At 42.1% G+C, this 12,974-nt stretch carries 11 protein-coding genes; 10 read left to right on the plus strand and 1 reads right to left on the minus strand.

Features of this window, described 5'->3' with window-relative positions:
* Together porT and ACSSS3_RS02770 are read left to right on the plus strand one after the other, a co-directional pair.
* Entirely contained in the window at window positions 1–702 is a 702-nt protein-coding gene (porT, locus tag ACSSS3_RS02765) for a type IX secretion/gliding motility protein PorT/SprT (protein WP_442846362.1), read from the plus strand.
* A complete protein-coding gene (locus ACSSS3_RS02770; RefSeq protein WP_442846363.1) occupies window positions 702–1,451 on the plus strand; it encodes a class I SAM-dependent methyltransferase in 750 nt (249 codons plus the stop codon). The genes porT and ACSSS3_RS02770 overlap by 1 nt, the downstream gene beginning before the upstream one ends.
* Here the strand turns inward: ACSSS3_RS02770 and ACSSS3_RS02775 are convergent.
* Window positions 1,444–2,172: a TrmH family RNA methyltransferase gene (locus ACSSS3_RS02775; RefSeq protein ID WP_442846364.1), complete on the minus strand. Its 729-nt coding sequence runs from the start codon at window positions 2,170–2,172 to the stop codon at window positions 1,444–1,446. The genes ACSSS3_RS02770 and ACSSS3_RS02775 overlap by 8 nt on opposite strands.
* 7 nt (window positions 2,173–2,179) lie before the next feature.
* Between ACSSS3_RS02775 and tamL the strand changes: the two genes are divergently transcribed.
* From tamL to ACSSS3_RS02815, 8 genes are all read left to right on the plus strand, one after another.
* On the plus strand, window positions 2,180–4,768 hold the full coding sequence (gene tamL / locus ACSSS3_RS02780; RefSeq protein ID WP_442846365.1) for a translocation and assembly module lipoprotein TamL: 2,589 nt from the start codon (window positions 2,180–2,182) through the stop codon (window positions 4,766–4,768).
* A gap of 65 nt (window positions 4,769–4,833) precedes the next feature.
* Window positions 4,834–5,901, plus strand: a complete 1,068-nt coding sequence (gene fbaA, locus ACSSS3_RS02785) for a class II fructose-bisphosphate aldolase (protein ID WP_442846366.1) — start codon at window positions 4,834–4,836, stop codon at window positions 5,899–5,901.
* A gap of 119 nt (window positions 5,902–6,020) precedes the next feature.
* The gene (accD, locus tag ACSSS3_RS02790) at window positions 6,021–6,878 is read left to right on the plus strand and encodes an acetyl-CoA carboxylase, carboxyltransferase subunit beta (protein WP_228229835.1); all 858 of its coding nucleotides are present in this window, start codon (window positions 6,021–6,023) and stop codon (window positions 6,876–6,878) included.
* Window positions 6,879–7,003: 125 nt separating this feature from the next.
* Window positions 7,004–7,273 (plus strand): 30S ribosomal protein S15, encoded by a 270-nt coding sequence (gene rpsO / locus ACSSS3_RS02795; protein ID WP_228229836.1) that lies wholly within the window; start codon window positions 7,004–7,006, stop codon window positions 7,271–7,273.
* A gap of 244 nt (window positions 7,274–7,517) precedes the next feature.
* Window positions 7,518–9,746 carry a polyribonucleotide nucleotidyltransferase gene (locus ACSSS3_RS02800; protein ID WP_442846367.1) on the plus strand — a complete coding sequence of 743 codons (2,229 nt, stop codon included), beginning with the start codon at window positions 7,518–7,520 and terminating at the stop codon, window positions 9,744–9,746.
* A gap of 361 nt (window positions 9,747–10,107) precedes the next feature.
* On the plus strand, window positions 10,108–10,914 hold the full coding sequence (gene proC, locus ACSSS3_RS02805) for a pyrroline-5-carboxylate reductase (protein ID WP_228229838.1): 807 nt from the start codon (window positions 10,108–10,110) through the stop codon (window positions 10,912–10,914).
* Window position 10,915: 1 nt separating this feature from the next.
* Entirely contained in the window at window positions 10,916–11,695 is a 780-nt protein-coding gene (proB, locus tag ACSSS3_RS02810; protein WP_228229839.1) for a glutamate 5-kinase, read from the plus strand.
* Window positions 11,696–11,731: 36 nt separating this feature from the next.
* Complete coding sequence (locus tag ACSSS3_RS02815; protein WP_228229840.1) at window positions 11,732–12,931, plus strand: glutamate-5-semialdehyde dehydrogenase; 1,200 nt, start codon at window positions 11,732–11,734, stop codon at window positions 12,929–12,931.
* The last annotated feature ends 43 nt before the right edge of the window (window positions 12,932–12,974 follow it).

Genomic DNA, 12,974 nt, shown 5'->3' on the forward strand with positions numbered 1-12,974 from the left:
ATGCGCAGGTTAATACTTTCGGTTTTATTTACAATTTCGCTTTTTCCCGCGCTTCAGGCGCAGTTTCTTACGCGTGAACGGGTGCTCAACGATGAGAATTTTGACAAAAAACCGTGGAGCTGGGGTTATTTTTTCGGGATTAACCGCTACGACTTTAACTTTGACTATAAGGAACAGCGGCCCGATGTTTTTGTGGAGCAAAGCTATGGCTTCAATGTGGGTTTGCTGGGCAATAAGCGCATCAATGATTATCTGGACTTACGACTAGAACCCGGCCTCGTCTATAACGCCCGAAATCTGATTTTTACAGATATTCCGGGAGAAGACAATGACCGCTTGCGGGAACTCAATTCCACCTACATTCACATCCCCCTACTTTTAAAGTTTTCGACCAAAAGGCTAAATAATTTCAAGCCCTTTGTAGTGGGAGGATTCAGCTACTCTTACAACCTTTCGAGCAACGAAAAAAACCCGGATGATAACAGCGCGGGGCAATTTCGTATGACTAACAATACATTTTATTATGAAGTAGGCTTTGGTATCGATTTATACCTGCCCTATTTTAAATTTTCACCCAGTATCCGCGGGGTTTTTGCACTCAGCGACGAGCTGGTACGCGACGAAGATCCTAACAGCCTGTACACTTCAAACATTGAAGTCATGCAATCGCGGGGCATCTTTTTAAACTTTACCTTTCAATAATGTGGCAGACCGATTTATATAGAGAAAAACACGGCTTTGTTTTTAATTACGGCAAAGACCTCCTGAGCATGCTCAATCCACAGGCCGGAGAGCGCATTCTCGATTTGGGTTGTGGTACGGGCGAACTCACCGCGGCAATTGCAGAAAGTGGCGCCGAACTGGTGGGGCTTGATGCTTCAGAAAAAATGATTGAGGCGGCAAAGGCCAAATTCCCCAACATAAAATTTATTAAAGCCAAAGGCGAAAGTTTTATCGACTCACAGCCTTACGACGCGATTTTCAGCAATGCAACCCTGCACTGGATTTTGAATCCTGAAGCTGTAATCTCGTGTATGTACAGCAACCTCAAGCCAGACGGAAGACTGCTGCTGGAAATGGGCGGCAACGGCAACATCAGCAGCATTATCACAGCGCTGAGTACAACTCTTAAAGAACACGGTTATACCAAACAATCCCGAATCACCAACTGGTATTTCCCCAAGCTGGGTACATACTGTCATTTTTTGGAACAGCGCGGCTTTAAAGTCACCTTTGCACACCTTTACGACAGACCCACAAAACTTCAGGATCCCGAAAACGGAATTGTAGACTGGCTTGATATGTTTGGCGGAAAGTATTTTAACGACATCCCACAGGAAGAAGCATTAAAAATAAAGCAACAGGTTCAGGAACAGCTGCGTCCTGTGCTTTTTAAAGAAGGCCATTTTTATGCAGATTACAAGCGTCTGCGTATTTGTGCGATTAAGTAGCCGTTAAGCCACGCTTAAATTCACTTACTAAAATAGCCCCTGCGACGGCTACGTTAAGACTTTCGGTTTCATGGATACCAAAGCGCGGGATTGCTATTTTATGCTGAACCAGAGCTTCAACTTCTTTAGAAATGCCATTGGCTTCATTTCCCAAAACCAAAATTGCATCCTCAGGTAAAGGCTGCCCGTAAACCGGGGCACCTTCCATAAAAGCACCGTAAACCGGGCGTTTTGCAGATTTGAGGTAGTTCTCGAGATCCTTATAATGAATCGTAACCCGGGTTAAAGAACCCATTGTCGCCTGCACCACCTTGGGATTGTAGCAATCTACCGTCTGTTTTGAGCAAACCACGTTTTGAATCCCGTACCAGTCGCAATATCTGATTATAGTACCCAGATTTCCCGGATCGCGCACCTCGTCAAGAACAAGAGTAAGTCCCTGATTAAGCTCCTCACCTGCTTCGGGTATGTGAAATACCGCCAGAGCTTTTTGAGGCGTTTTCAAAAAACTGATTTTCTTAAGTTCCCGATCGCTGACTTCAAAACGGGATTTTTCAGTCTCAAAATAACCGGGTAAGGCATACAAACTATGCAGGCTCGCGCTTGAGTCTAAAAACTCTTCGATCCCCTTTAAACCCTCAACCACAAAAAGACCATGCTGCTGCCGGTACTTTTTTTGAGCCAGGCTCGTTATTAATTTTATTTGGCTTTTGCTAACCACGCCTATTGTGTATTTTTGGAGTTATTTTGAAAAAACGCCCTTGCAACAAATTCCCGCAAAAATAGGATTTATATTCATTCTTCTGCTTCTTTTAGCAGGTTGCAACGCCGTTAAACGGGTTCCCGACGGGAAACTCCTGCTTACCGAAAATGAAATCATTGTAAACGACGAGCCCGAGGACTCCTACTCGATCAACAACATACCCTACCAGCAGCCCAATACCCGCCTGCCTTTGCTGGGTTCGCCCATACGTTTGCACATTTACAACTGGGCACGACCCAATATCGATTCGATCATGCAGGCGCGCTTTATTGAAAATGAAAACCGAAGGGAGTTTTACACCGCTTTGCTATCGCGAAAACAGCTCGATAAATACCTCGATTTTAGAGTTAATTTCAACAGAGCGATTAAAAATTTCGGTGAAGAACCCGCCATAATTTCTGAAAATCTGGCCAAAAGATCTGCAAACCGGCTAACCGAATATTACAACAGTAAAGGCTGGTTTCAGGCCGAAACCAGTTATAAAATCAACAGCGACAGCATCGCAAAAAAAGGACAGATTGTTTACACCGTAAATACCGGAAGACCTTATTTTGTAGATTCGCTTAAAACCTTTATCAATTCTCCGGCGGCAGACTCGATCTACCAAAAGCACAGGAAAGAATCTCAAATAAAAATAGGCTCCCAGTACGAGCTCCTCGATATTAATGCAGAAACAGCTCGTCTTACAGACCTGATGCGTAACAATGGCCTGTTTTATTTTGACCGGGAATACATCAGTTTTATTGGAGACTCGGTAAACACCAATCACAAGGTAAACCTGGAGCTGTACATCAAAAACCGGGAAATTCGCAGCCGGGACTCGGTATATCAGGTTCCGTTAAAAGTACATCGCATCAGCCGGGTGAATGTGGTGACAGATTATGGCTTTTCATTACGTAACAACACCATTCAGGACAGTACTTCACTTAACGATTACCATCTTTACGCCTACGATAAAATACGCTACAAGCCAAGGTATCTTACCGATGCGATATTTATTGAGCCGGGAGATACCTATAGTGATGAGTCGCGTAACAAATCATTAATACGTTTGAGCCAGCTGGGAACCTTCCGGTATCCCGATCTGCGCTACTCTGAAGATCCTAACGATCCTGAAGGTACCGATCTCATTGCCAATGTGTACCTAACCCCGCTTCCCAAGTTCAATCTTAGAGCTGATTTTGATGTTTCGACTTCAAACATTCAGCGTTTTGGTATAGCAGGCGGGGGATCATTACGCATTCGTAATGTTTTAGGCGGAATGGAAACCCTGCAGATTTCGGGTCGTGCGAGTATTGGCGACTCGCGTACGGCGGCAGGAAGCAACAGCCCTGAGCTTTTTGACATCACCGAAATAGGCGCAGATGTGAGCCTTACGATTCCACGCATCTTTTTCCCCATTCGCACGGCTTTCATTACGCCCGAGATGTCACCCTCTACCAGTTTTACAACGGGTATTGGCATACAGCAAAACATAGGTCTTGACAAGCAAAACGTCACCGGTGGCATCAATTATAAATGGTCACCTTCAGCAAAACTCAATTACCGCTTTGACCTTTTTGACATACAGTACATACGCAATCTCAACGTGTCTAACTATTTCAGGGTTTATGAGAACTCCTATAATGAGCTCAACGATATCGCCCTGAATTACCCTGCCCAAACTCAGGATTACATCAATGAAAATGGTGATCTAACCATTCCCGATGGCAGCCTCGCATTCATCAACGACGTGAGAAACCGCAATCTTACGGTGACTAACACCGAGTTTAATGATGTCGTAAATATTGAAGAGCGCAGAAGACGTCTTACAGAAGACAACCTCATCTTAGCGACATCCTTTACGTATTTTAAAAATACGCGAGAAACACTTTTTGACGATGAGTTCTCGAGTTTCAGGGCAAAACTGGAATTGGCCGGTAATACGCTTAGCGGACTAAGCGATTTAATAGGTTTACCTAAAAACGAGAATGGTTCATCCCGGGTTTTAGGAGTACGCTTCTCGCAATACGTTAAAACCGAACTGGACTTTATTAAACACTGGGATTTTGGCAACGACAACATTCTCGCAGTGAGAGCCTATGGCGGTATCGCTATCCCGTACGGAAACTCAAGCAGCATCCCGTTTATTCGCAGTTTTTTTGGTGGCGGGTCTAACGATAACCGCGCCTGGCAGGCATACCGTCTGGGACCGGGTAGCACAGACAGTCCTAACGATTTTAATGAGGCAAACATGAAGCTGGCCTTTAATGTGGAGCAGCGCTTTAAAATATTTGGCGATTTAAAAGGCGCGGTATTTACCGATGTGGGAAACATCTGGAATGCTTTAGATAATGTTGACGACCCGCAGGCCACGTTTACAGGGCTCTCCAGTCTTCAGGATATAGCAGTCGGTACAGGTTTTGGCTTTAGATATGACTTTAGCTTTTTCGTAATTCGTTTCGATATAGGCTTTAAGACTTACGATCCTGCGCTACCTTTGGGCGAACGCTGGTTTAAAAACACCAACCTCAATAATGCCGTATTTAACGTAGGTATAAATTATCCTTTCTAAAATAGAATGGGATAACCCCTAATATTTTATTAATTTTGCACACTAATCTAAGAAACCAAAATTTTATGAGTCATACGATCAAACCGGGAGTTGCAACCGGAAAAGAAGTTCAGGCAATTTTTAAACACGCTAAAGAAAACGGTTATGCATTACCCGCGGTTAACGTAATCGGCTCTAACACCATCAACGGCGTATTAGAGACTGCAGCAAAATTAAATGCTCCTGTTATTCTTCAGTTTTCTAACGGAGGTGCGCAGTTTAATGCCGGTAAAGGTTATTCAAACAAAGACCAGCAGGCTGCCATTGCAGGAGGTATAGCCGGTGCATTACACGTACACGAAATGGCAAAACGCTATGGAGCAACGGTAATTTTACACACCGATCACTGTGCTAAAAATCTGCTCCCCTGGATTGATGGTTTGCTAGATGCTTCAGAAAAGCATTATAAAGAACATGGCCACTCCCTTTTCAGTTCACATATGATTGACCTGAGCGAAGAACCTATCGAAGAAAACATCGAGCTTTGCAAAAAATATCTGGAGCGCATGAGCAAGATGGATATGACTCTTGAAATCGAACTCGGTATTACCGGTGGTGAAGAAGACGGTGTTGACAATTCAGATGTTGATGCTTCAAAATTATATACGCAGCCAGAAGAGGTAGCTTATGCTTATGAAGAGTTGAGCAAAGTGAGCGACCAGTTCACTATCGCTGCAGCTTTTGGTAACGTACACGGGGTTTATAAGCCCGGTAACGTTAAGCTTACTCCAAAAATCCTTAAAAACTCTCAGGAATATATTTCTGAAAAATACGGAGTGGCTAAAAACACCATTGACTTTGTATTCCACGGCGGAAGCGGTTCTACTGTTGAAGAAATTCGTGAAGCTATTGGATACGGTGTAATCAAAATGAATATCGATACCGATTTGCAATGGGCATTTACCGAAGGTATTCGTAAATACTTTGATGCCAATGCAGATTATTTGCAGGGGCAAATAGGTAACCCTTCCGGAGAGGATAGTCCTAATAAAAAATATTACGATCCTCGCGTCTGGTTACGCAAAGGGGAAGAATCATTCATCGCACGTCTTGAAAAAGCCTTTGAAGATCTTAACAACGTAAATACTTTATAATTTTCGCTTTGCGAAAAACTTAAAAAACCCCGGAGTTTTAAATTTCGGGGTTTTTCACCCTTACAATCTGCCTTAAAAGCAGGTAAACTCAAGGCTTACAAATTTAAAAGCACACATTTATGGCTTGGTTTAAACGGAAAGAAAAAGGTATACAAACGGCTACCGAAAATAAAAAAGACGTCCCAAAAGGTCTTTGGTACAAATCTCCCACCGGGAAAATTATCGACTCAGAAGAACTTGCAAAGAACTTTTATGTGAGTCCCGAGGATGATTATCACGTACGCATAGGCAGTGAAGAGTATTTTTCCATTCTTTTTGACGAAGGCAAGTACAAAGAACTTGATAAAAACCTTACTTCAAAAGATCCCTTAAATTTTGAGGATACAAAAAAATATGTAGATCGTCTCAAAGAGGCCGAAAGCAAAACCGGTCTTAAAGATGCGGTACGCACGGCTGTAGGTAAAAGTATGGGCAAAGACCTGGTCGTGGCTGCAATGGATTTTAAATTTATTGGAGGTTCTATGGGTTCTGTTGTGGGCGAAAAAATTGCCCGTGCGGCAGATTATTCCCTTAAAAACAATGTGCCTTTACTCATTATTTCAAAATCTGGTGGTGCCCGTATGATGGAAGCTGCACTTTCGTTAATGCAGCTGGCCAAGACCTCTGCTAAACTGGCTCAACTGGCGGAAGCTAAAATACCGTACATCTCGTTATGTACAGACCCTACCACCGGTGGTACAACCGCTTCTTTTGCGATGCTGGGAGACATTAATATTTCAGAACCGGGAGCCTTAATAGGTTTTGCAGGACCACGTGTGGTTCGCGATACAACCGGACAGGAACTCCCTGAAGATTTTCAGACCGCAGAATTTTTAAAAGAACACGGCTTCCTAGATTTCATCGCGCATCGTAAAGAGCTGAAAGCAAAGGTTAACCTGTATCTTGATTTAATTTTAAATCAGCCTGTTAGAAATTAATAAAGCCCTGACAGCTTCAATTTTTTGGCAGTAAAAAACCCCTTTACTTATCAAAATTAATTGTATCTTCGCCGGCTCAACAGGAAAAACCTGTTATACATAAAAACTATTTAAACAATATTGGCATGTATCTTACACAAGACAAAAAAGATGAAATTTTCAGCACCTACGGTAAAGACAAGAACGATACCGGTTCTGCTGAGGGACAGATTGCGTTGTTCACATTCCGCATCAACCACTTAACCGAACACTTAAAGAATAACCGTAAAGATTTTAATACTGAGCGTTCTTTGGTGAAATTAGTAGGTAAGCGTAGAGCATTACTAGACTATTTAACTAAGAAAGATATCAACAGATATCGTGCTATTATTAAAGAATTAGGTTTAAGAAAATAATTCTCATAAAGGGGCTGTTTTACAGCCCCTTTTATTTTTTCCTGTCCCGTCACACACAACAACAGGACAGCGTTAAAAAGCCGCTCAGGCGGTAAAGAAGTCCCGTAAGGGCAAAGAAAGCTATCCTTGGGTTTTTCATTGGTCAAACACTACACACAACACAACAGACCTTGCCTTTAACCTTGATGGTTAACGGCTTATGTTTAACCGCATCTCCTGGAGGTGCAGATGAAAAATCAAATTTATGATTCCAAAGACTTTTAAAGAGGTCATTGACCTTGGTGACGGTAGAGAAATTACTATCGAAACCGGAAAACTTGCAAAACAGGCCCACGGTTCTGTAGTAGTGCAATCTGGTAAATGCATGCTATTATGTACTGTAGTGTCTAATTACCAACAAAGCGATGTAGATTTTCTACCTTTAACCGTAGATTATCGCGAAAAATTTGCTGCAGCGGGTCGTTACCCCGGCGGTTTCTTTAAAAGAGAAGCACGCCCCAGCGATGGCGAGGTGCTAACCATGCGTCTTGTTGACCGTGTGTTGCGTCCGCTTTTCCCTAAAGATTATCACGCAGAAACTCAGGTGATGATTCAGCTGATGTCTCACGACGAGGAGGTTATGCCAGATGCTATGGCAGGTCTTGCCGCATCTGCAGCCATTCAACTCTCTGATTTTCCTTTTGAGTGCCCAATTTCTGAGGTGCGCGTAGGTCGTATTAACGGTGAATTTATCATCAACCCTTCACGCAAGCAATTGGAAGAATCTGATATCGATATGGTAATTGGCGCTTCAGCTGATTCTGTAATGATGGTTGAAGGCGAAATGAACGAAATTTCTGAAGAAGAAATGACCGAGGCTATCAAAGCCGCTCACGAAGCTATCAAAGTTCAGTGTGCTGCACAGGTACGTCTTGCGGAAGCATTTGGTAAAAAAGCAACACGTGAGTACGAGCCTGAGCGCGAAGATGCAGATCTTGAGAAAAAGGTGCGTGATTTGGTATACGACAAAGTATATCAAGTTGCTAAAGCCGGTTCTGCAAAACACGAACGCAGTGCTGCATTCCAACAAATTAAAGAAGAAGTAATCGCAACCTTTTCTGAAGAAGAGCTTGAAGATTTCGGTTCACTTGTTTCTAAATACTTCTATAAGGCCGAAAAAGCCGCAGTTAGAGACCTTACCCTTAACGACGGACTTCGTTTAGACGGTCGTAAAACTACAGAGATACGTCCTATCTGGTGCGAGGTAGATTATTTACCTTCAGTACACGGTTCGTCAATCTTTACCCGTGGGGAAACTCAGGCTCTTGCGACGGTAACTTTAGGTACCTCAAGAGAGGCCAACCAGATTGATATGCCTTCTTTTGAAGGTGAAGAAAAATTCTATCTGCATTATAACTTCCCTCCTTTCTCAACCGGTGAAGCCCGCCCAATTCGTGGAACTTCACGTCGTGAGGTAGGTCACGGTAACCTGGCACAGCGTGCTCTAAAAGGTATGATTCCTGCAGATTGCCCGTATACTGTACGTGTAGTTTCAGAAGTACTGGAATCTAACGGTTCATCTTCTATGGCAACCGTTTGTGCCGGTACTATGGCACTTATGGATGCCGGTGTTCAGCTTAAAAAACCGGTTTCCGGTATTGCTATGGGTCTTATTTCTGATGGAGACAGCGGTAAATACGCAGTACTTTCAGACATTTTAGGTGATGAAGACCACCTGGGAGATATGGACTTTAAAGTAACCGGTACGGCAGATGGTATTACCGCTTGCCAGATGGATATTAAAGTAAAAGGTCTTTCTTACGAAATTCTGGTAAAAGCCTTAAAACAGGCTCGTGAAGGTCGTCTACACATCCTTGAAAAACTTACCGATACCATTGCAGAGCCTCGCGAAGACGTGAAGGAATACGCTCCTAAAATGGTTACTACCCGCATTGCCAATGAATATATTGGTGCGCTTATAGGACCTGGAGGTAAAGTAATTCAGGAATTGCAAAAAGAAACCAAAACCACCATCGTTATCAACGAAGATCCGGTAACCGAAGAAGGTATCGTGGAAATTCTGGGTAACGGTCAGGAAGGTATCAATGCGGTTCTTGCTAAGATCGACTCGATCACTTTTAAACCCGTAGTAGGCAACAGCTACAAAGTAAAAGTTATCAAGATGCTTGATTTTGGTGCTGTGGTAGAATATCTGGATGCTCCGGGTAACGAAGTATTGTTACACGTATCTGAATTAGCCTGGGAACGTACTGAAAACGTAAGTGACGTGGTAAACATGGGTGACGTATTTGAAGTAAAATACTTCGGTCTCGACTCCAGAACTAAAAAGGAAAAAGTATCGCGTAAAGCCCTGCTCGAAAAACCGGAAGGTTATAAAGAGCGTGCTCCCCGCCCCGAGAATAAAGATCGCGGATCTCGTGATAATCGTGGCAGCCGGGATAACAACCGAAATAAAGACCGTAGAAGAGATTAATCTTTTGCACAATTTCATAGTTAAAGGAGCCGATTGGCTCCTTTTTTTGTGATTATACATTTCTGAAAATCACTTATTTATATCCCAAAATAATAAAACTTCATTCTAAATAGTAGATATTGGTAAGCCAAATCAGGTCAATAACTGACATAACTACAGTTTTGCATACGGAAACTGTCAAAATCGCAATGTTGATTTTCTACTCTATTTTTAACATATCATTAGCAAAACCACCTCAAGCAACGCTATACAAGACCTAACAGCATATTCAGACTGTGAAAAAAAGTTCCTTGCCCAAATTTTTGAGTCTCGCATGATCCTTGCACTAAAAAGGGCGAACTAATTAATTAAAACTTATCTAATGAAAGTATTAGTATTGGGTGCAGGCAACATGGGACTCACGTACGCTGAAGGTATGGCGTCATCGCCATTTTTAGGAAAACGTAAGCTCATGATTTTTGATGTCTCCCCACAAAAAACAGAAGCCTTATCAACCATGGCGCAATTCGATGCCTATGATAGTGTAGAAGATTGTGTTCCAAAGGCAGACGTTATATTTTTGGCTGTTAAGCCTTATCATAAAGAGTCGCTTTTTGAATCTATAAAACCCTATGTTAATCAGGAGCAGGTTTTCGTTTCGTTGATGGCCGGGGTAACTATAAAAACCATTCAGGATGGTTTAGACATTAAGAAAGTAATACGTACAATGCCAAATTTACCTGCGAAAGTAGGAAAAGGTGTGACTTCCTTTACCGAATCTGAAGAAGTAAGTCGTATTGAATTACTTACCGTACGCAGTCTTCTGGACACCACAGGTGCTTCAATACATGTGGAAACCGAAAATTTTATTGATGCATCAACCGGAATTTCGGGAAGTGGACCCGCATACATCTTTTACTTTATGCAATCCATGCTTGAAGCTGCTTTAAAAATGGGCTTTTCAAGCAACGATTCTAAAGTATTGGTATCGCAAACTTTTGAAGGGGCAGTTGCATTATTTAATGATTCTGACCTTTCACCGGAAACATGGATGGATCGGGTTGCATCTAAAGGAGGTACAACACGTGCTGCTTTAGATTCAATGGAAGATAATAACGTAAAAGAATTAATTAAGGAAGCTGCCTACGCAGCATTTAACCGTGCAACCGAACTCGGTAAAGAAAAATAAAATGGAAACAAGAAAACGCGTAGTTATAAAAGTAGGAACTAACGTAATGACGAACAGGAACAACAGAATCGTTGGCCCTGTACTTCACGAACTCGTAAGACAAATTGCAGAATTGTATGAAAAGGGGTATCAGCCCGTACTGGTATCTTCAGGTTCTGCGATTGCAGGTAAAGAGGTATTGGGAGAATGCAGTTCTGATGATCCTTCAACCCGAAGACAGATATTTTCTTCGGTAGGACAACCGCGTATGATGCGCCATTACTATACTTTATTCAACAGTTTTGGTATGCATTGCGCACAGCTTTTAGCAACCAAAAGAGATTTTGCTCCGGGAAAACACCGGGAAAATATGATCAATTGCTATGAAGGTTTGTTAGAAGAAGGTATTGTACCCATCGCAAATGAAGATGATGCCGTATCATTAACGATGTCTATGTTTACAGACAATGATGAACTGGCCAGCCTAGTGGCCGAATTGATTGACGCAGACGCGCTGATACTTCTTACAGACACAGATGGTTTGTACACAGGACACCCTGATGACGATAATTCGGAAAAAATAAGCAGAGTACATCCTGAGCAAAATGTTGAAAAATACGTTCAGGAAAATAGAAAAGCTGAAGGTGAAGGCCGCGGCGGTATGAAATCTAAATTGAAGATTGCCAAAGAGACCGCCCGGAAAAATATCACCTGTTATATAGCAAATGGTAAACGACCTAATGTCATTATCGATTTGCTTGAAGGAAAAGAGATTGGTACAAAATTCTCAGAGACCAGATAAAATCTTTGGCTGAAACTAATCTTAAAAAATAAAAATATGCAATTACTAAATACAGATATAAAAAATAAAGTACTTGACTCGATGATCAGCATTATAGATCAGCGTCGAGACGAAATATTAGAAGCCAATAAGAAAGATCTTGAGGCCTTTAATCGTGATGATCAGGCGCTTTACGATCGTCTGGTGGTAAACGACAAGAAAATCGCTGGAATGATTCAGGCGATACAGGAGGTACGTAATCAGGATGATCCGGTAAGTCAGGAAATATCTAATGTAACTTTAGATAGCGGGTTGAATATTATCAACAAAACGGCTCCTTTCGGAACCATATTGATAATTTATGAATCCAGACCTGATGTAACCATAGAAGCCGCCGTACTGGCATTTAAAGCAAATAACAAGATTTTACTTAAAGGCGGGAAAGAGGCCTATAATAGTAATATAGTTCTTGTAGATTGCTGGAAACAGGCGCTTCGCGAAAATAATCTGAGCGAAGATTGGATTACCATGTTACAACTCAACAGGGAAGAAACTCAGGAATTCCTGAGAAATCCCGATCAGCCCCTCGACCTTATCGTACCACGCGGTGGCGAAAGATTGATTGCTTTTGTAAAACAACACGCTCAGTGCGCAGTTCTTGTAAGTGGTAGAGGAAATAATTTCCTATATGTACATCCCGAAGCTGACTGGAAAAAAACAGTGGAAGTGATCATAAATGCAAAAACCGATAAAATTTCCGGTTGTAATGCTTTGGATAAAGTTTTAGTAGATAAAAATCTACCAAACTACGAGTCACGTATTAAAGAATTGAAAGATATTCTCGAAAGCAAAGGTGTTGAAGTTTTGGCAGATCCTAAATCTAAAGAAGTACTCAGCACAACCAGTGTGATCCCTAACGAAGATACCTGGTATGAAGAATTTTTGGCAATGAAAATTGTATTAGGTGCTGTAGAAAGTATGGATGAAGCCATAACCAAAATCAACACCTATAGTGGTGGTCATTCGAGCGCCATTTTAACAGAAAATGCCAGTGTAGCCCAGATATTTATGGAAAATATAGACACTGCAGCGGTGTACCACAACGCCTCAACGCGATTTACGGATGGTGGGCAAATGGGCGTAGGTGCCGAACTGGCTATTAGTACAGACAAGTTACACCACAGAGGTCCGCTTGGTTTAAAGCAACTGGTGACAAATAAGTACTATGTATATGGTAATGGCCACGTACGGGTATAATTTTTAAATATATCCAATGTATTATTCAGGATAAAATCCTGAG

The organism is Leeuwenhoekiella sp. H156 (assembly GCF_052218455.1).
Lineage (GTDB): Bacteria > Bacteroidota > Bacteroidia > Flavobacteriales > Flavobacteriaceae > Leeuwenhoekiella > Leeuwenhoekiella parthenopeia.

Excerpts from the sequence above, each read along its gene's own strand:
- ACSSS3_RS02815 (WP_228229840.1), top strand. The coding sequence starts at position 11,732 with ATGCAATTACTAAATACAGATATAAAAAATAAAGTACTTGACTCGATG.
- porT (WP_442846362.1), top strand. The coding sequence starts at position 1 with ATGCGCAGGTTAATACTTTCGGTTTTATTTACAATTTCGCTTTTTCCC.
- ACSSS3_RS02770 (WP_442846363.1), top strand. The coding sequence starts at position 702 with ATGTGGCAGACCGATTTATATAGAGAAAAACACGGCTTTGTTTTTAAT.
- accD (WP_228229835.1), top strand. The coding sequence starts at position 6,021 with ATGGCTTGGTTTAAACGGAAAGAAAAAGGTATACAAACGGCTACCGAA.
- ACSSS3_RS02800 (WP_442846367.1), top strand. The coding sequence starts at position 7,518 with ATGATTCCAAAGACTTTTAAAGAGGTCATTGACCTTGGTGACGGTAGA.
- fbaA (WP_442846366.1), top strand. The coding sequence starts at position 4,834 with ATGAGTCATACGATCAAACCGGGAGTTGCAACCGGAAAAGAAGTTCAG.
- rpsO (WP_228229836.1), top strand. The coding sequence starts at position 7,004 with ATGTATCTTACACAAGACAAAAAAGATGAAATTTTCAGCACCTACGGT.
- proB (WP_228229839.1), top strand. The coding sequence starts at position 10,916 with ATGGAAACAAGAAAACGCGTAGTTATAAAAGTAGGAACTAACGTAATG.
- proC (WP_228229838.1), top strand. The coding sequence starts at position 10,108 with ATGAAAGTATTAGTATTGGGTGCAGGCAACATGGGACTCACGTACGCT.